Annotated in this window: 21 protein-coding genes and 1 riboswitch; of the genes, 8 read left to right on the forward strand and 13 right to left on the reverse strand. The window is 68.3% G+C overall.

Annotated features, from left to right (window positions below; all coding sequences use genetic code 11):
• Positions 1-27: 27 nt before the first annotated feature.
• A complete protein-coding gene (locus JJB11_RS02200; protein WP_201166264.1) occupies positions 28-969 on the forward strand; it encodes a PhoH family protein in 942 nt (313 codons plus the stop codon).
• Positions 970-1,024: 55 nt separating this feature from the next.
• The gene (gene ybeY, locus JJB11_RS02205) at positions 1,025-1,474 is read left to right on the forward strand and encodes an rRNA maturation RNase YbeY (RefSeq protein ID WP_340643127.1); all 450 of its coding nucleotides are present in this window, start codon (positions 1,025-1,027) and stop codon (positions 1,472-1,474) included.
• Positions 1,475-1,572: 98 nt separating this feature from the next.
• On the opposite strand, the gene dtd is transcribed toward ybeY, so the two are convergent.
• From dtd to tyrS, 5 genes are read right to left on the reverse strand one after another with little or no spacing between them, the layout of a single operon-like run.
• Complete coding sequence (dtd, locus tag JJB11_RS02210; protein WP_201166266.1) at positions 1,573-2,013, reverse strand: D-aminoacyl-tRNA deacylase; 441 nt, start codon at positions 2,011-2,013, stop codon at positions 1,573-1,575.
• Positions 2,013-2,930, reverse strand: a complete 918-nt coding sequence (locus tag JJB11_RS02215) for a cation diffusion facilitator family transporter (protein ID WP_201166267.1) — start codon at positions 2,928-2,930, stop codon at positions 2,013-2,015. Before JJB11_RS02215 ends, dtd begins: the two co-directional genes overlap by 1 nt.
• Before the next feature lie 35 nt (positions 2,931-2,965).
• On the reverse strand, positions 2,966-3,373 hold the full coding sequence (gene vapC, locus JJB11_RS02220; protein WP_201166268.1) for a type II toxin-antitoxin system VapC family toxin: 408 nt from the start codon (positions 3,371-3,373) through the stop codon (positions 2,966-2,968).
• Positions 3,373-3,663, reverse strand: coding sequence for a type II toxin-antitoxin system VapB family antitoxin (locus JJB11_RS02225; RefSeq protein ID WP_201166269.1), 291 nt, complete (start codon positions 3,661-3,663; stop codon positions 3,373-3,375). The genes vapC and JJB11_RS02225 overlap by 1 nt, the downstream gene beginning before the upstream one ends.
• A gap of 40 nt (positions 3,664-3,703) precedes the next feature.
• Positions 3,704-4,939, reverse strand: a complete 1,236-nt coding sequence (tyrS, locus tag JJB11_RS02230) for a tyrosine--tRNA ligase (protein WP_201166270.1) — start codon at positions 4,937-4,939, stop codon at positions 3,704-3,706.
• A 219-nt stretch (positions 4,940-5,158) separates the two neighbouring features.
• On the opposite strand from tyrS, the gene JJB11_RS02235 reads away from it, so the two are divergent.
• Both JJB11_RS02235 and JJB11_RS02240 read left to right on the forward strand, forming a co-directional pair.
• On the forward strand, positions 5,159-6,478 hold the full coding sequence (locus tag JJB11_RS02235) for a M23 family metallopeptidase (RefSeq protein WP_340643128.1): 1,320 nt from the start codon (positions 5,159-5,161) through the stop codon (positions 6,476-6,478).
• A gap of 24 nt (positions 6,479-6,502) precedes the next feature.
• A complete protein-coding gene (locus JJB11_RS02240; protein ID WP_201166272.1) occupies positions 6,503-7,609 on the forward strand; it encodes an anhydro-N-acetylmuramic acid kinase in 1,107 nt (368 codons plus the stop codon).
• On the opposite strand, the gene erpA is transcribed toward JJB11_RS02240, so the two are convergent.
• From erpA to rplM, 5 genes are all read right to left on the reverse strand, one after another.
• Complete coding sequence (gene erpA, locus JJB11_RS02245; RefSeq protein WP_201166273.1) at positions 7,606-7,971, reverse strand: iron-sulfur cluster insertion protein ErpA; 366 nt, start codon at positions 7,969-7,971, stop codon at positions 7,606-7,608. The two genes, JJB11_RS02240 and erpA, sit on opposite strands and share 4 nt — an antisense overlap.
• Positions 7,972-8,025: 54 nt before the next feature.
• Entirely contained in the window at positions 8,026-8,439 is a 414-nt protein-coding gene (locus JJB11_RS02250; RefSeq protein ID WP_201166274.1) for a bactofilin family protein, read from the reverse strand.
• A gap of 39 nt (positions 8,440-8,478) precedes the next feature.
• The gene (locus JJB11_RS02255) at positions 8,479-9,186 is read right to left on the reverse strand and encodes a DUF6776 family protein (protein ID WP_201166275.1); all 708 of its coding nucleotides are present in this window, start codon (positions 9,184-9,186) and stop codon (positions 8,479-8,481) included.
• A gap of 193 nt (positions 9,187-9,379) precedes the next feature.
• On the reverse strand, positions 9,380-9,772 hold the full coding sequence (rpsI, locus tag JJB11_RS02260; protein ID WP_201166276.1) for a 30S ribosomal protein S9: 393 nt from the start codon (positions 9,770-9,772) through the stop codon (positions 9,380-9,382).
• Between the two features lie 2 nt (positions 9,773-9,774).
• Positions 9,775-10,206, reverse strand: a complete 432-nt coding sequence (gene rplM, locus JJB11_RS02265) for a 50S ribosomal protein L13 (protein ID WP_193675049.1) — start codon at positions 10,204-10,206, stop codon at positions 9,775-9,777.
• A gap of 362 nt (positions 10,207-10,568) precedes the next feature.
• Here rplM and JJB11_RS02270 point away from each other — a divergent pair, with 362 nt between their 5' ends.
• The 3 genes from JJB11_RS02270 (at position 10,569) to JJB11_RS02280 (ending at position 13,133) form a co-directional block, all read left to right on the forward strand.
• Positions 10,569-11,471, forward strand: a complete 903-nt coding sequence (locus JJB11_RS02270) for a 23S rRNA (adenine(2030)-N(6))-methyltransferase RlmJ (RefSeq protein WP_201166277.1) — start codon at positions 10,569-10,571, stop codon at positions 11,469-11,471.
• 128 nt (positions 11,472-11,599) lie between these two features.
• Positions 11,600-12,484: a fructosamine kinase family protein gene (locus JJB11_RS02275; protein WP_201166278.1), complete on the forward strand. Its 885-nt coding sequence runs from the start codon at positions 11,600-11,602 to the stop codon at positions 12,482-12,484.
• Positions 12,485-12,539: 55 nt separating this feature from the next.
• Positions 12,540-13,133 carry an ATP-dependent Clp protease proteolytic subunit gene (locus tag JJB11_RS02280; RefSeq protein ID WP_201167003.1) on the forward strand — a complete coding sequence of 198 codons (594 nt, stop codon included), beginning with the start codon at positions 12,540-12,542 and terminating at the stop codon, positions 13,131-13,133.
• A 266-nt stretch (positions 13,134-13,399) separates the two neighbouring features.
• Here the strand turns inward: JJB11_RS02280 and metF are convergent, their stop codons facing one another.
• Genes metF through ahcY form a run of 3 tightly spaced genes read right to left on the reverse strand, consistent with a single transcriptional unit; the run spans position 13,400 to position 16,447 of the window.
• On the reverse strand, positions 13,400-14,230 hold the full coding sequence (gene metF, locus JJB11_RS02285; protein ID WP_242528815.1) for a methylenetetrahydrofolate reductase [NAD(P)H]: 831 nt from the start codon (positions 14,228-14,230) through the stop codon (positions 13,400-13,402).
• Positions 14,227-14,970: a TlyA family RNA methyltransferase gene (locus JJB11_RS02290; protein ID WP_201166280.1), complete on the reverse strand. Its 744-nt coding sequence runs from the start codon at positions 14,968-14,970 to the stop codon at positions 14,227-14,229. Before JJB11_RS02290 ends, metF begins: the two co-directional genes overlap by 4 nt.
• Before the next feature lie 40 nt (positions 14,971-15,010).
• Positions 15,011-16,447: an adenosylhomocysteinase gene (gene ahcY / locus JJB11_RS02295; protein WP_201166281.1), complete on the reverse strand. Its 1,437-nt coding sequence runs from the start codon at positions 16,445-16,447 to the stop codon at positions 15,011-15,013.
• Between the two features lie 61 nt (positions 16,448-16,508).
• Positions 16,509-16,580: riboswitch (S-adenosyl-L-homocysteine riboswitch) on the reverse strand.
• A gap of 95 nt (positions 16,581-16,675) precedes the next feature.
• Between ahcY and JJB11_RS02300 the strand changes: the two genes are divergently transcribed.
• Positions 16,676-17,761, forward strand: a complete 1,086-nt coding sequence (locus JJB11_RS02300) for an ATP-dependent DNA ligase (RefSeq protein WP_201166282.1) — start codon at positions 16,676-16,678, stop codon at positions 17,759-17,761.
• Positions 17,762-17,848 lie beyond the last annotated feature (87 nt).

Here is a 17,848-nt window from a genome sequence, read left to right on the forward strand (position 1 = left end):
TGCGGTCCCTCTGCCGGGATTATCAGCTTGATTCTCCGCCACGCCTTCAGCCCCCTGAACAACACCCGCCTCATGCACCTGTGCGGGCCCATGGACGAACACCTGCGCACCATCGAGACGGCACTGCAGGTCCGCGTCTCGCACCGGCAGGAACATTTCCGGGTGGAAGGACCCAAGGCGAAGGCGGAACGCGCGCTGGACCTGCTGCAGGCCTTGTACGAGATCGCCGGCCGCACGATCTCGAAGGAGAAGGTGCAGCTGATGCTCGCCTCCGAAACGGCGATCGAGCAGGACGAGGACGGTGCGCTGGTGCTGCACACGCGGCGCACCGACCTGAAGGCGCGCACGCCCAACCAGAGCGTGTACCTCGACAACATCGCCGGCCACGACATCACCTTCGGCATCGGGCCAGCGGGCACGGGCAAGACCTATCTCGCCGTCGCCTGCGCGGTGGACGCGCTGGAGCGCAGCGCCGTGCAGCGCATCGTGCTGACCCGGCCTGCGGTGGAAGCGGGCGAGAAGCTCGGTTTCCTGCCCGGCGACCTCACGCAGAAGGTCGATCCCTACCTGCGTCCGCTGTACGACGCGCTCTACGACCTCATGGGGTTCGAGCGCGTCACCAAGGCCTTCGAGCGCAATGCGCTGGAGATCGCGCCGCTCGCCTTCATGCGCGGCCGCACCCTGAACAACGCCTTCGTCATCCTCGACGAGGCGCAGAACACCACGCCGGAACAGATGAAGATGTTCCTCACGCGCATCGGCTTCGGCAGCAAGTGCGTGGTCACGGGCGACGTCAGCCAGATCGACCTGCCCAAGGGCTCGCTGTCCGGACTGGTCGACGCCGAGCGGGTGCTGCGGCTCGTGAAGGGCATCGCCCACACGCGCTTCACCAGTGCGGACGTGGTGCGCCATCCGCTGGTCGCACGCATCGTGGACGCCTACGATGCGTCCCGCAAGACGCAGGCATGAGCCGCCGGGCCGCCCCAAGGCGAATCCCGCAGTCCGCAGGACGGAGGGTCGTCCAGTGAACGCGGCGCTGGAACTGTCCCTGCAGTTCGCCGCCTTCCCGGGCGCGGCCGCCCACCGGGCCGTGCTGCGTCCGGCGCGCGTGCGCCGCTGGGTGGCGATGGCGCTGGACGCACCCGCGGAGATCGCGGTGCGCGTCGTCGGCGCCGCCGAAGGCCAGGCGCTGAACCGGCAGTTCCGCGGCAAGGACTACGCGACCAACGTGCTCACCTTCGACTACGCGCGCGCGCCGGTCGTGGCGGCCGACCTGGTGCTGTGCGCGCCGGTGGTGGAGCGGGAAGCGAATGAACAGGGCAAGACCCTGGAGGCGCACTACGCGCACCTGCTGGTGCACGGCACCTTGCACGCGCAGGGCTACGACCACGAGACCGGCGAGCGCGACGCGCTGGAGATGGAAGCGCTGGAGATCCTGCTGCTGGGGGCGCTGGGGTTTTCGAATCCGTATTGAGCGGGGTGCTGGGGTTCGCTGGCGCTCACCGCCAGCCTACCGGTGGCGCTTCCGTTCTGGATTTCGTAGGCTGGCGGTGAGCGCAGCGAACCCCAGCGCTACCGCACCGTCACCGGAATCGTCACCGGCCCGTCGTTGACCAGGTGCACCTGCATGTCCGCCGCGAACTCGCCGGTCTGCACCACGGGATGCCCGGTCCGCGCCTGCTGCACGAGGTAGTCGTAGAGCCGGCGGCCCTCGTCGGGCGGCGCCGCGTTGGTGAAACTGGGACGGTTGCCGCCGCTCGTGTCGGCCGCCAGCGTGAACTGGCTGACCAGCAGCAGCCCGCCGGCGACGTCCTGCACGCTGCGGTTCATCTTGCCGGCCTCGTCGCTGAAGATGCGCAGCTTCAGCAGCTTGGCCAGCAGCTTGTCGGCCTGCACCTCCGTGTCGCCTCGCTCCGCGCAGACCAGCACCAGCAGCCCCTGCGCGATGGCGCCGACGGTACGCCCGTCGATGACGACACTGGCCTCGCGCACGCGCTGCACCACGGCCAGCATCAGATCAGGTCCTTCTCGTCGTCGAAGTGCGCTTCCACGTCGCTCGGAAGCAGCTGGATCGAGGCGCGCAGGCCGGGCACCGCGCTCATGAGCGCCTGCTCCACCGAGCCGCGCAAGGCGGCAGCGCGGCCGAGCGTCCAGTTTGCGGGCATGTGCATGTGCATGTCGACGAAGCGCCGCTGGCCCGAGCGGCGCGTGGACAAGTGGTCGAAGCGGATCGTATGGTGCTCGAACTGCTCCAGCGTCTGGTGGATCACGTCCATGACCTCGGGCTCCAGCGCACGGTCCATCAGTCCCTCGGAAGACTTCCACACCAGGTGCACGCCCTCGCGCAGGATGTTGATGGCCACCGCGATGGCGACGATCGGATCCAGCCAGAGCCAGTGTGTGAAGGCCGCGAGCGCAACCCCGGCGATGACGCCGACCGAGGTCCAGACGTCGGTGACCAGGTGGCGCGCATCGCCTTCCAGCGCCATGGACCGATGGGTGCGCGCCGACTGCAGCATCAGCCAGGCCAGGCCGCCATTGATCGCGGCGCTTGCGGCGGAGACCAGCAGGCCGACGCCCAGCTGCTCCAGCGGTTGCGGCGCCATCAGCCGCAGCACCGCCGTCCACAGGATGCCCGCGGCCGCCACCATGATCATCAGCCCCTCGAAGCCGGCGGAGAAATACTCCGCCTTGTGGTGCCCATAGGGATGGTCTTCGTCGGCCGGTCGCGCCGCGATGCTCACCATCAGCAAAGCGAAAGCGGCGCCCGCCAGGTTGACGATGGACTCCATCGCATCGGACAGCAGGCCCACCGAACCGGTGAGCCGCCAGGCGAAGAACTTGAGGGCGATGGTCAGCAGCGCGACGGCGATGGACCAGCGAAGCAGCGCGTTCGGAGGCAGGCGCTGCGCAACGGAAACCAGGGACATGCGGTGATTGTGCGGCACGCCGTGGCGCCGCCGCTTCAGTGCGGGCGCCCGGGAAAGATCATCAATGCGGGCTCGACTTGCGCGAGGGCGAAGAAGTCCCGGTCGTTGTGCAGCAGGAGCGCCCCGTGTTCCAGCGCGAGCGCCGCGATGAGGCAGTCGTTGGGCTTGCGCACGGTGAACCCTGAGGCGCGCGCGGCGCGATGGAGCTGCGCGGCGACTTCATAAGTGGAGAGTTCGCGTGGCTGCAGGATCAGGGTCGACCAGAGCACCTGCCGCATGTAATCGTATTCGGCGTCGTCGCGGATGCCCTGCAGGACCTCCTGGAAGACGATGCCGGTGGTGGCGATTTCCTCGCTCTCCTCGCGGGCTTCCACGTAGCGGGTAGCGGCCGTCGCGCGCGCGCGGTGGATGTCGATCCAGACACTCGAATCGAGCAGCAGCATCACTTCTTCTTTGACGGCTTCGCGGCTTTCGCCGGTGTGACGCGGTAGCTGGCGACGCCCTGTTCGACGCGGTACTTCCCCGCGGGCTCGCCCGGGTCTGCCTTGGGGTCGTAGTCCGGCCAGTACGTGTCGTCCGTCGCGCGCCCCCAGACCTCCCGCAAGCGCGGCCGCTTGGCCCGCGCCACCAGGTCGCGCAACGCGCGATCCACCACTTCGCGCTTGGTCCGCGCGCCAGAGACCTTCATGGCCTCCGCGACGAGCTCCTCGTCGATGTCGATGTTGGTGATCACGGGGTCATTGTACAAACGACCCACATGAATGCCACACCGCCTATCCGAGCGTCACCCGCGCGAACTTGCGCTTGCCCACCTGCACGACGTACGTGCCGGCGGCGAGCTTGAGCGCCTTGTCGCTCACGGTCGCGGAGTCCACGCGCACGCCACCGCCTTCGATCAGCCGGTTCGCCTCGCTGGTCGAAGGCGCGAGCCCCGCCTGCTTCAGCAACTGCGCGATCCCGAGCGGCGCCCCGGCGAGCGAGAGCTCGGGGATGTCGTCGGGCACGCCGCCCTTGCTGCGGTTCACGAAGTCCTGCTCCGCCGCTTCGGCGGCGGCGGCGTCGTGGAAGCGCGCCGTGATCTCCTTGGCGAGCATCACCTTCGCGTCGCGCGGGTTGCGGCCGCCCTCGGTCTCCGACTTCAGCCTGGCGATCTCCGCCGCGCTGCGGAAGCTGAGCAGCGTGTACCAGCGCCACATCAGCGTGTCCGAGATCGACATCACCTTGGCGAACATCGTGTTCGCGTCCTCGGTCACGCCGATGTAGTTGTTCTTGCTCTTGGACATCTTCTCGATGCCGTCGAGGCCCTCCAGCAAGGGCATGGTCAGGATGCACTGCGGCTCCTGGCCGTACTCCGCCTGCAGGTGGCGGCCCATGAGGAGATTGAACTTCTGGTCGGTGCCCCCGAGCTCCAGGTCCGAACGCAGCGCCACCGAGTCGTAGCCCTGCATCAGCGGATACAGGAATTCGTGGATGCTGATCGGCGTGCCCGCCTTGAAGCGCTCGTGGAAGTCGTTGCGCTCCATCATGCGGGCCACGGTGTACTTCGCCGCCAGTTGGATCATGCCGCGGGCGCCCAGCGGATCGCTCCATTCGCTGTTGTAGCGAAGCTCGGTGCGCGCCGGGTCGAGGATCTTGTCGGCCTGCGCGCGGTAGGTCTCGGCATTGCGCTTGATCTGCTCCGCCGTCAGCGGCGGCCGCGTGGTGTTGCGCCCCGACGGATCGCCGATCATGGAGGTGAAGTCGCCGATCAGGAAGATCACCTGGTGGCCGAGGTCCTGCAACTGGCGCATCTTGTTCAGCACCACGGTGTGGCCGATATGGATGTCCGGAGCGGTCGGGTCCAGGCCCAGCTTGATGCGCAACGGCACGCCCGTGGCCTCGGAACGGGCGAGCTTCTGTTCCCAGTCTTCCGCGGGAATGAGTTCCTCCGCGCCCCGCAGGCTGACGGCCATCGCTTCCCGCACACGATCGGTCACCGGGAATTTTTTTGTTACAAGCTCTTGATTCATAAGGGGATTTGCGGTCGACCTGGCAGCCCGGGCTGGCTATACTGCGGCTCGTTTTGTGGCTGTCGATTCTAGATGCGGCAGTCTTTCCTGCCCTCACGCCATCGGCGCACCACGCGTCATCGTGCAGGGCGAAACCCCGCAGGCTCGTAGGACGAGACCGGCAGGGCGACACAAGGACAGTGAGTGAAGCAAACTTGGTGGACCCTCGGGGAAGAGCTTGTGTCCCGCGCAGCCCATGCGCTCGAACACCATCCCCGCCAGGTCACCGCGCTGGTTGCAGCCCTGCTGCTCACCGGCGGTGGTGGCGCGTACGCGGTGGCCTCCTTCGCGCCCGACCCGTCCCTGCTGCCCGTGCGCGAGGTGCTCGAGAACGTGCAGCCGCTGCCGCTCGCGGAGCAGGCGGAAGCGCTGGACACGCACCGGTTCAGCCTCTATTCGAACGAACAGGTCCGCCCGAGCGACACGGCCGAATCCCTGCTGTCCCGCCTCGGGGTGAATGACGCCGGAGCCGCCGCCTTCCTGCGGCAGGACCCGCTTGCGCGTGCGCAGGTGCTCGGCGCGGCCGGCCGCTTCGTCAGCGTGGAGGCCACCGACAGCCACGACCTGCTGCGCCTGAAGGCGCGCTGGGCGGTGGACGACCGCACGTTCCAGCGCCTGGTCGTCGAGCGCCAGGCCGATGGCCATTTCAGCAGCCACGTCGAAACGGCGCCGCTGGTCGCATCGCTGCGCATCGGCAGCGGCACCGTCCGCACCACCCTCATGGCCGCCGTCGACGACGCCGGCATCCCCGAAGCGGTCACCAGCCAGCTGGTGGACATCTACTCCAGCGAGATCGACTTCCGCCGCGCGCTGCGCGCGGGCGATCGCTTCTCCGTGGTGTACGAAACCCTCGAAGCCGATGGCGAGCCGATGCGCACGGGCCGCGTGGTGTCGTCGCAGTTCACCAACGCGGGCCGCGTGCTCGAAGCGCTGTGGTACCAGCAACCCGGGCGGCCGGGCGGCTACTTCGACTTCCAGGGCCACAGCCTGGAGCACCAGTTCCTCGCCTGGCCGGTCGCCTTCACGCGCATCAGCAGCAACTTCGCGATGCGCTTCCATCCCCTGCTGCATCGCTGGATCAAGCACGAGGGGACCGACTTCGCCGCGCCCACGGGCACGCCCGTGCGCAGCGTCGGCAGCGGCCGCGTGGAATTCGCCGGCTGGCAGAACGGCTACGGCAACGTCGTCCACGTGGACCACGGCAATGGCGAGTCGAGCGTGTACGCGCACCTGAGCCGCATCGGCGTGCGCGTGCACGAAATGGTCCAGCGCGGCGAGGTGATCGGCAACGTCGGCATGACCGGCTGGGCGACGGGGCCCCACCTGCACTTCGAGTTCCGCGAGAACGGGCAGCTGCGCGATCCGGTGGAAATGGCCCACCAGAGCAAGTCGGTCGAACTCACGCCGCAGGCGCGCGCCGACTTCGACAAGCTGGCGCACACCATGCGCACGCAGCTGGCGCTCTCGGCCAGCAGCAGCCAGGTCGCCAGCCTCCGCTGATGGCGGGGCGCTAGGATGCGCCCCATGGCGGAACTCTTCATCGGCCTGATGTCGGGCACCTCGATGGACGGGGTGGACGGCGTCGTCGCCGATTTCTCTTCCGGTGTACGCGTGCTGCGCCACGCGAGCACGGGCTTCAGCGACGCCTTGCGCGCCGAGCTCATGGCGCTGAACGCGAGCGGTCCCGATGAATTGCACCGCGGCTGGCTCGCGGGCAACGCGCTGATGCGCGTCTATGCCGACGTGGTGCGCCAGTTGCTCGCCGACGCCGGCATCGTGCCCGCGGCGGTCAGCGCGATCGGGGCGCACGGCCAGACCGTGCGGCACCGCCCGCAGCAGTTCGACGGCACGGGCTACACGATCCAGCTGGCGCAGCCCGCGCTGCTGGCGGAGCTCACGGGCATCCGCGTCGTCGCCGACTTCCGCAGCCGCGACGTCGCCGCCGGCGGCCAGGGCGCACCGCTCGCGCCGTTCTTCCACCAGTCCGTGTTCGCCCAACCGGGGGAGACCGTGGGCGTGCTGAACATCGGCGGCATTTCCAACCTCACGGTGCTGCGCGCGGACGGCAGCATGCAGGGCTTCGACTGCGGGCCCGGCAACGCGCTGATGGACGCGTGGTGCGAACAGCACACGGGCCGCCCCTACGACGATAACGGCGCCTGGGCAGCCACGGGCCGCGTGCTGCCCGACCTGCTGGCCTTGCTGCTCGGTGAGCCCTACCTGTCCATGCCGCCGCCCAAGAGCACGGGCCGCGATCTCTTCAACCGCCCCTGGCTCGCCGCTCACCTGCGCGGGTTCGCCGGCGCTGCTGCGGCCGACGTGCAGGCGACGCTCACGGAATTCACCGCGCGCGCGTGCGCCGATGACGTGCACCGTCATGCGGACGCACTGCGCAAGCTGGTGGTATGCGGCGGCGGCGCTCTCAACGGCTTCCTGACGCGCCGGCTGCAGGCGCTGCTGCCCCGGACCCAGGTGGTGTCCAGCGCTGCGGAAGGACTGCCGCCGCTGCAGGTGGAAGCCGCCGCCTTCGCCTGGCTGGCGATGAAGTGCGTGCGGGGCGAAAAGCTGGCGCTGCAAAGCACGACGGGCGCCCGAGGCGCCCGCGTGTTGGGTGGGATCTACCCGGCCTAGACGGTGAAGCTGGAGCCGCAGCCGCAGGTGGTGGTCGCGTTCGGGTTCTTGATCACGAACTGCGCTCCCTGCAGGTCTTCCTTGTAGTCGATCTCGGCGCCGACCAGGTACTGGTAGCTCATCGCGTCGATCAGCAGCGAGACCCCGTTCTTGGTCATGACGGTATCGTCGTCGTTGGCGATCTCGTCGAAGGTGAAGCCGTACTGGAAGCCCGAGCAGCCGCCGCCCTGCACGAACACGCGCAGCTTCAGGTCGGGATTGCCCTCTTCCGCGATCAGGTCGGCGACCTTGGCCGCTGCGCTGTCGGTGAACAGCAGCGGGGCGGGCATCTCGGCGGACACATTTTCGGCAACAGCACTCATGATTCTTCCTCAGGTGGTTCGCGATGGTAGCGCGGCCCGGCCGGGCCGCACCGCTCAGGCGCTCTTTGCCGCCAGCTTCAGTAAGGGCTTTTCGTCCTCGCCGGCGGCGCCGCCGGCCACCAGCGGCTTCAACTGACCGGAGATGGTGGCGCCCTGGTGCATTTCCAGGGCGACGTACGAGACATCGCCCTCGATCTTGGCCTTGGGCTGCAGTTCCAGCAGTTCGCGGGCATGGACCGGGCCCCGGACGGTGCCGTTGATGATCACGTGGTCGGCCTGGATCGCGCCCTGGACGACGGAGGCCTCGGAGATCACGAGCAGGCTGCCCGCCTCCTCGAACACGGCCTGGATGTCGCCATAGACCTCGCCGTCGACCCGCAGGCCTTCGGTGAACTTCATGTTGCCTTCGATGCGCGTGCCTTGCGCGATCAGGCTCTTGATGGGGGGTTGTGCCTTCTTGCCGAACATGCGGAACTCCTCAACGAACGATCATTTTCAACGACTTGCCTACAAAGAGACATTCTGGACAGCCCGGCTGGTCGTGCCTTCGACGATGCGCGCCGAGACATTCTTGACCACCACCTCGGGCGGCAGGTCCACCATGCCCTCCAGGCGCCGGTATTGGCGGAACTGCAAGGGCTGGCCCCCACCGGGCAGCGGCATGGTCCAGGGCTTGCCGTCCTGGGTGCCGGAAAAGCTCAGTTCGAGCCGGCCGTGGAATTCGGGAGCGTTCTTCAGGGGCTGGATCACCAGCACCTGCCATTTGAGTTGCGAGCCGCCCAGCATCTCGGCCTGCAGCCCGCGGATCGCCACCGATTCGGTGCCGCTGACCGGCGTGAGCTTCTCGAAGAAGCCGAGGTTCTCGCGCAGGGTCCGGTTCTCCGCTTCCAGCAGGCGCACCTGCGTCGCCAGGCGCTCCTGCGTCGCGCGCTCGACGGTGATGGTGCTGCCGGAGGTGTTCAGGATCGACTGGATGCGGTCCCGCTCGGCCCGGATGCGGGTGAGCTCGTCGCGCAGCTGGCCGACTTCCTCCTTCGCGTGGTCGTCGACACCGGCGAGTTCCTTGCCCTTGTCGAAGGCCCACAGGCTGATCGCGCCGCAGAACCCGAGGACCACGGCGGCCATCGCCCACTGCAGCGGCCAGGGCATTGCGCTGCGAACTTTCATCCTGGGCGCGCTGATGGTCAGTCTTCGCCTGAGCAGCTTGAAACGCATGGATGAGGATGCTGCCCAAAGCGCGACAGCGCAGCAAGTCCTATGTTGTGTTGCTTCGTGTCGGATAACACGCCGCGACCGTCGTGGCGCCGGGCGCGAATCGAGGGTGCGTGCGCCAAAGAAAAAGCCCGGCGACAGCCGGGCTCCTGGAGGCGATGACCGAAACGCGGCAGGCCGGTTTCGGTGATAGCGCTCAGCGCTTGGAGAACTGCTTGCGGCGGCGAGCGGAGTGCAGGCCGACCTTCTTGCGTTCCACTTCGCGCGCGTCGCGGGTCACGAAGCCGGCTGCGGACAGCTGGGGCTTGAGGGCCGCGTCGTAGTCGATCAGGGCGCGGGTGATGCCGTGGCGCACCGCGCCGGCCTGGCCGGATTCGCCACCGCCGTGCACGTTGCACTGGATGTCGAACGCTTCGACGTTGCCGGTCAGCACCAGCGGTTGCTTGGCGATCATGATCGAGGTCTCGCGGCCGAAGAACTCCTGGATGTCCTTGCCGTTGACCGTGATCTTGCCGGAGCCCTTCTTCAGGAAAACACGGGCCACGCTGCTCTTGCGGCGGCCAGTGCCGTTGTTCCATTCACCGATCATGCTCAGATCTCCAGGGGCTTCGGTTGCTGGGCGGTATGCGGGTGCTCGGCACCACCGTACACCTTCAGCTTCTTGATCATGGCGTAGCCCAGCGGGCCCTTGGGCAGCATGCCCTTCACGGCCTTCTCCAGCGCGCGGCCGGGATGCTTGGCCTGCATTTCCTTGAAGGTCTGCTGGCGGATGCCGCCGGGGTAGCCGGTGTGCCGGTAGTAGACCTTGTCGGTCTCCTTGGCGCCGGTGACGCGCAGCTTGGCTGCGTTGATGACGACGATGAAGTCGCCGGTATCGACGTGAGGCGTGTAAATGGCCTTGTGCTTGCCGCGCAGTCGGAGGGCAGCTTCGCTGGCTACCCGGCCGAGCACCTTGTCGGTGGCGTCAATCACAAACCACTCGTGCTTCACGTCAGCGGGCTTGGCGCTGACAGTGGTGGTCATAAAGACTCTCGAGTACGGTTTGGCGGGCCCTTTTCCACGGTCGGTTTCCCTCTGGCGGGGATCTCTTAGGTGGTTGCTTGTCTTCGCCGCGGGGCCCAGGAAGCGCTGCGAAGCCCGCCATTATACGAAAAACGGCTGATGGGTCGCTGGGGTCGAAAACCGGAGACTCCAAACCCAACAACCGGACGCAGAGGACGCAGAAGTTTCGCAGAGGACGCAAAAGGAAGCCCATTCTTGAAAGGGACCCCATCCTTTAATGGAAGTCCTTTTGCGACTTCTGCGAATCCTTTGCGTCCTCTGCGTCCGGTTGTTGGGTTTGAAGGCTCGCCCTCGCCCACGGCCGCCCGAAGTACCATCGACGCATGTTCAGCTACCGCCACGGCTTCCATGCCGGCAACCATGCCGACGTCCTCAAGCACATGGTGCTGATCGCGGTCCTGCGGCACCTCACGGCGAAGCCGACGGCCATCAGCGTGGTGGACACGCATGCGGGCGCCGGGTTGTACCGCCTCGACAGCGACTTCGCCGGGACCTCCGGCGAGGCGCAGGACGGTGTCCTCAAGCTGCTCGCCAGCCCGCTCGCGGCCGAACCGCCGCCGCTGGTGGCCGATTACCTGCAGTTGCTCGCCAGCTTCAATCCGTCGGGCAAGACCCGCATCTATCCCGGCTCGCCCTTCGTGACCGAGACGCTGCTGCGGCAGGAGGCGCGCGACCGGCTCTGGCTGTTCGAGCTGCACCCGACAGACAGCAAGGCACTCGTCGGCCATGTCGACCAGCTGGAACACAAGCGCCACATCGTGATCAAGCGCGAGGACGGCTTCGAGGGCCTGCGCGCGCTGCTGCCGCCGCCGTCGCGCCGCGGCCTCGTGCTGATCGACCCCAGCTACGAGATCAAGACCGACTACCAGCGCGTCGCCGCCTGCCTGCAGGAGTCGCTGAAGAAGTTCGCGACGGGCAGCTACATGGTGTGGTATCCGGTGATCCCGCGGCCCGAGGCGCACGAACTGCCGCGCCGGCTGAAGACGCTCGCCAACCAGGCCGGCAAGCCCTGGCTGCATGCGGTGCTGAACATCGGCCAGTCCCCGGAGCGCGCGAACACCCACACGCCGGGCGAGGACGCGCCGCGTCCCGGCCTGACGGCCAGCGGCGTGTTCCTGGTGAACCCGCCGCACACGCTCAAGGCAGCCTTGCAGCAGGCGCTGCCGCCCCTGCTGGAGGTGCTCGGACGCGGCCGCGGCCAGTCGCAGCTGGTCGAGGGGTCTTAAGGCAGGCAGCCGGCGCGGATCGCGGCACGCAGCGCGAATGGCAGAGCAAGGCCGGCGCCACCAAGCTGTCACAAAGGCGCACCTCCAATCCACACCGCGGCCGGCGGCGCGGCGGGACAATCTTCTGCATGGACATCGTGGAATCGCCGCCTGCACTGGCCGACGCCCTGGGCGGGACGCCGACGCTGCGGCCGCTCGCGAACAGCAGCTTCTGCGACACCTGGGAAGCGCGCCAGGGCGGACTGCGTCTGTTCGTGAAGAGCGCGCCTCGCGCGGGCGCGGCGCAGCTGCGCGCCGAGGCGGACGGCTTGCGCGCGCTCGGCGCCGCCGGTTGCATCCGCGTGCCGGCCGTGCATGCGCTGGTGGACCTCGATGGCGGCGGAGCGGCGCTCGCGCTGGAGTGGCTGGACTTCGCCTCGCCCGACGCCGGCTTCGGTGCGCGCTTCGGCGCGGCGCTGGCGGCCCTGCACGCGCAGCCCTGCCCGCTGGAGCCCGCGAGCTTCGGCTGGCGCGGCGACAACTACCTCGGTGCCACGCCCCAGCGCAACACGCCGCTGCAGCCCGCTGGCCGTTCGGGCTGGCTCGCCTTCTTCGGCCGCTCGCGTCTCGCTGCCATGCGTGACCGGCTGCCCGCCAACGCGAGCGACCTGCGCGACGCGGTCGACGCGGTGGCCGAACGCCTGCCGGAACTGCTGGCCGAGGGCGACCCGCCGCGGCCCGCGCTGATCCACGGCGATCTCTGGCAAGGCAACTGGGACATGCTCGCGGACGGCTCGCCCGTCATCTTCGATCCCGCCGTGTCCTGCTCCGACCCGCAGGCGGAGATCGCCATGATGGAGTTGTTCGGCAGCCCGCCCGAGGGCTTTCGTGCGGCCTACGAGCAAGGCGGCGGCAGCTGGCCCACGCCGCGGCGGATGCGGCTGTACCAGCTCTACCACCTGCTGAACCACGTGGTCCTGTTCGGGGGTGGTTATGCAGCGCAGGCCCTGCGCTGCGCGCAGTCGCTGGCCTGACGCGCGCAGGGGCCGCGCGGTTTCGGGCATCATGGTGCGCATGCAAGGAGCCAAGATGGAGCACCCCGATCCCGACACCCCGGCCGCAACGGCCGAACCCCGCAACGCCTTCCTCGAGGAGAAGGCCTTCAAGTCGCGCACCGTGCTGCTGTTCGGCGCGATCAGCGACCAGTCCGCCAGCGACATCGCGCGGCGCCTCATCGCGCTCGACGCCGAGTCGGCCGCGCCCATCGACATGATCGTCAGCTCGCCTGGCGGCCACCTCGAGTCGGGCGATGCGATCCACGACATGATCCGCTTCATCGCCGCGCCGGTGCACATGATCGGCACCGGCTGGGTGGGCAGCGCCGCGACCCACCTCTACCTGTCGGTGCCGAGGGAGCGGCGTTTCTGCACGCCCAACACCCGCTTCCTGATCCACCAGCCTTCCGGCGGCGCCGGTGGCCCGGCCAGCGACATCGCGATCCACGCGCAGGAAATCATCAAGGCGCGCGAGCGCATCGCGCAGACGATCGCGCGAGAGACGGGCCGGCCGCTGGACGGCGTGCTGGAAGACATCGAGCGGGACCGCTGGCTGTCGGCCGAGGAAGCGATCGAGTACGGCCTCGTCGGCCGGATCATCCAGCACAAGAGCGACATCAAGCGCTAGTCATTCACTTCCAAAAGTCGCAAGCGACTTTTGAAGCGGCCTGATCAGTGCGAGGAAGCCCGGCGAAGCCGGTTCTTCCTCGCAAGTGGGACGGCGCTGCATGCTATTCTGCGCCGTCCACGTGCCCCGGTGGTGACGCCACATTCGGGAGCGGTGGGCGTCCAGGCGCATTGCTGGGGTTCGCTGCGCTCACCGCCAGCCTACGAATCCTGGCGATGCGCCCCCTTGTAGGCTGGCGGTGAGCCGCAGGCGAACCCCAGCTGCCTTCAACACCGCCCCAGCGCCTCGCACAGCGCCAGCGTTGCCGCCGACTGGTTCATGGTGTAGAAGTGCAGCCCCGGCGCGCCGCCGCGTTCGAGGCGCTGGCACAGGTCGCCGACGACTTCCTGGCCGAAGGCCTTGATCGACTGCGTGTCGTCGCCGAAGCTCTGCAGGCGCAGCCGGATCCAGCGCGGAATTTCGGCGCCGCTGGCGTCGGAGAAGCGCAGCAGCTGGCTGGAGTTCGTGATCGGCATGATGCCCGGCACGATCGGCACGTCCACACCGTGTTTGCGTACCTCGTCGACGAAGCGGAAATACGAGTCCGCGTTGTAGAAGTACTGCGTGATCGCCGAATCGGCGCCCGCCCGCACCTTGCGCACGAAGGCTTCCACGTCGCTCTGCGGCGTCTTCGCCTGCGGGTGCACTTCCGGGTAGCAGGCCACTTCGATGCGGAAGGCCTGGCCGGTTTCGGCGCGAATGAATTCCACGAGCTCGCTCGCGTACTGGAACTCGCCGCCGCTGCCGTAGCCGCTGGGCAGGTCGCCGCGCAGCGCGACGAGGCGCTTCACGCCCATCGCCTTCAGCTGCGCGAGCTGGTCCCGCACCCGGCTGCGCGTGGCGCCGATGCAGGAGAAATGGCTGGCCGCCTCCCGGCCTTCGCCGAGGATCTCGGCGACGGTGGCGAAGGTGCCGGCGTGCGTGGAGCCGCCGGCGCCGTACGTGACCGAGCAGAACTCGGGCTGCAGCGCATAGAGCTGCTGGCGCGCGGCGCGCAGCTTCTCGCTGCCTTCCGCCGTCTTGGGCGGGAAGAATTCAAGGCTGATCGGAAGCATCAATGGCTCCTCGGCGTTGCATGGAGGAAGAATTCGCGGTTGCCGTCGCCGCCGGCGATGGGGCTGTCGGTCCAGCCCCGCACTTGCAGGCCAAGCGCCGCGCAGGCATCGCGCAGGCGCTGCTCGACCTGCGCATGCAGCGCCGGGTCGCGCACCAGGCCGCCCTTGCCGATCTGCGCCGGCTGCAGCTCGAACTGCGGCTTGGCGAGCATCAGCAGGTGGCCGTCGGGCTTCAGCAGCGGCACCAGCGCCGGCAGCACCAGGGTCAGCGAGATGAACGACAGGTCGCCCGTCACCAGCTCGAACGGGCCGCCGACCTGCTGCGCGGTGACATCACGTGCGTTCAGCTTCTCGATGGCCGTCACGCGCGGATCGCGCCGCAAGCGCTCGTGCAGCTGGCCGTGGCCGACGTCGATGCCGGTCACGTGCGCCGCCCCGTGTTGCAGCAGGCAGTCCGTGAAGCCGCCGGTGGACTGGCCGACGTCGAGGCAGGTCCAGCCGCGCACATCGAGGCCGCTGTCCCGCAGCGCGCCTTCCAGCTTCAGGCCGCCGCGCGAGACGTAGCGCGACTCCGCCGCATCCAGCAGTTCGAGCTGCGCGGCATCCGGCAGCTCGTCGCCGTTCTTGGCGACGCGCCGCCAGGCCGCGCCGTCGAACCACTGCACGCCGGCGGCGATCAGCCGCTGCGCCTGCGAGCGGGAGGCGGCGAGGCCGCGTTCGACGAGGAGTTGGTCGGCACGCATTTGTCTTGCCCCCTCCCCGGAGGGGAGAGAGAGAAATGCATCAGTACCGGTAGGTGTCGGGCTTGTACGGCCCGTTCTTGTCCACGCCGATGTACGCCGCCTGCTCCTTCGTGAGCTCGGTCAGTTGCGCACCCAGCTTCGACAGCTGCAGGCGCGCGACCTTCTCGTCCAGGTGCTTGGGCAGCACGTACACCTTGCCCGGCTCATAGGCCTTGGGCTTGGTGAACAGCTCGATCTGCGCCAGCGTCTGGTTGGCGAACGATGAGGACATCACGTAGCTGGGATGGCCCGTGCCGCAGCCCAGGTTCACCAGCCGGCCCTTGGCCAGCAGGATGATGCGCTTGCCGTCCGGGAAGATCACGTGGTCGACCTGCGGCTTGATCTCATCCCACTGGCACTTGCTCTCGAGCGACGCGACGTCGATCTCGTTGTCGAAGTGGCCGATGTTGCAGACGATGGCCTGGTCCTTCATCTTCGCCATGTGGGCGTAGGTGATGACGTCGCGATTGCCCGTGCAGGTGACGAAGATGTCGGCCTTGTCGGCGGCGTACTCCATCGTCACCACGCGGTAGCCTTCCATGGCGGCCTGCAGCGCGTTGATGGGGTCGATCTCCGTCACCCAGACCTGTGCCGACAGGGCGCGCAGCGCCTGGGCCGAGCCCTTGCCCACGTCGCCGTAGCCCGCGACCAGGGCGACCTTGCCGGCGATCATCACGTCGGTCGCGCGCTTGATGCCGTCGACCAGCGACTCGCGGCAGCCGTACAGGTTGTCGAACTTGCTCTTGGTGACCGAGTCGTTGACGTTGATCGCGCGGAACTTCAGCAGGCCCTTGTTGGCCATGTCCTGCAGGCGGTGCACGCCGGTCGTGGTCTCTTCGGTCACGCCGATGATCTGCGCCGACTTGCGGCTGTACCAGGTCGGGTCTTCCTTCAGCTTCTTGCGGATGGCCGCGTGCAGGATGCGCTCTTCCTCGGAGGAGTGCGTGTCGATCAGCGACAGGTCCTTCTCGCAGCGCTGGCCCAGGTGCATCAGCAGCGTGGCATCGCCGCCGTCGTCCAGGATCATGTTGGGGCCTTCGCCTTCGCTGCCCTTGGGCCCGAAGTCGAAGATGCGGTGCGTGTAGTCCCAGTACTCTTCCAGCGACTCGCCCTTCTTGGCGAACACGGGCGTGCCGTTGGCGGCGATGGCCGCGGCGGCGTGGTCCTGCGTGGAGAAGATGTTGCACGAGGCCCAGCGGACCTGCGCGCCCAGCGCCTGCAGCGTCTCGATCAGCACCGCGGTCTGGATGGTCATGTGCAGCGAGCCGGTGATGCGCGCGCCCTTGAGCGGCTGCGCCTTGGCGAACTCCTGGCGGATCGCCATCAGGCCGGGCATCTCGGTCTCGGCGATGCGGATTTCCTTGCGGCCCCAGGCGGCAAGGGAAAGGTCGGTGATCGCGCTGTCGGCGCTCGCGCTGGGCTTGAGAACGGCGTTCATGGTGGCTCCGGAACGTGGAAGGTGGAACGACCCACCCTTCCGGAGCTCTCACCCGCGGAAGCGTGGGTGAGCGTCGTTGCATGGATTGCCGAGCCTCGCGTCCGTGGCGGACGCTGCAACGCTCCTCGGTTGGCCGGATTCTAGCGAAAGAACGGGATGTCGGCCGCTGCACGCCCGCCGCGGCCCCACCCGGCACCGGGGAGCCCGGCGTTCAGGTAAAACGCCACCATGCCCACCGGACTCCCCTCCCCACCCATCGAGCCCATGCTCGCGAAGATCGCCGACGCGATCCCGCAGGAGCCCGGCTTCCTGTTCGAGCCCAAGTGGGACGGCTTCCGCGCACTGGTCTTCCGCGGCGCCGAGCAGACCTACCTGCAGAGCCGCGACCTGCGCCCGCTGAACCGCTACTTCCCCGAACTGGAGAAGGCGCTGCACGAGGCGCTGCCGCGCGGCTGCGTGCTCGATGGCGAGATCGTCATCGCCAACGCCCAGGGCCTCGACTTCGACGCGCTGCAGATGCGGCTGCATCCCGCCGCCTCGCGGGTCGCCAGGCTGTCGAAGGAAACGCCGGCGAGCTTCGTCGCCTTCGACCTGCTGGGCGCCGGGGGCAAGTCCACCATGGAACTGCCGCAGGCCGAGCGGCGCGCGCGGCTGGAGCGGCTGCTGGGCAAGGCCCAGCCGCCGCTGCACCTCACGCCCGTGACGCGCGACCGCGCGCAAGCCGAGGAGTGGCTGCAGAACTTTGAAGGCGCGGGCCTCGACGGCGTGGTGGCGAAGCTGGAGTCGGCGACGTACCAGCCAGGCAAGCGCGCGATGCTCAAGATCAAGCACGTGCGCAGCGCCGATTGCGTGGTGGCCGGCTTCCGCTGGTACAAGGAGCGCGACGACGCGGTGGGCTCCCTGCTGCTGGGCCTCTACGACGAGGCCGGCATGCTGCAACACGTGGGCGTGACCTCGTCCTTCACGATGGCCATGCGCGAGGAACTGGCGAAGGAACTGGAACCGCTGCGCAAGAACGCGCTGGCGGACCATCCCTGGCGCGACTGGGGCGGCGCGCAGGTGGGCGACGCGCAGCGCATGCCGGGCGCGCAGAGCCGCTGGAGCGGCGGCAAGGACCTGAGCTGGGAGCCGCTGCGGCCCGAACGCGTGTGCGAAGTCAAGTACGACCACCTGCAGGGCGACCGCTTCCGCCATGCCGCCGTGTTCCTGCGCTGGCGGCCCGACAAGCCGCCGCAGGACTGCCGCTACGACCAGCTGGAAGTGACCACGCCGTTCGAGCTGGCCAAGGTGTTCGGGGCGGGCCGGGCCTTGTAGGACGGCGTCGGCAGATTGGGCACGAAGCGGTGCGCTGCGCACCGCGCCGGCGGCGCGCGCGCGATGATCTCAGGTTGCATTTGTGGC

This window comes from Ramlibacter ginsenosidimutans (assembly GCF_016654015.1).
In the GTDB taxonomy this organism is placed as follows: Bacteria; Pseudomonadota; Gammaproteobacteria; order Burkholderiales; family Burkholderiaceae_C; genus Ramlibacter; species Ramlibacter ginsenosidimutans.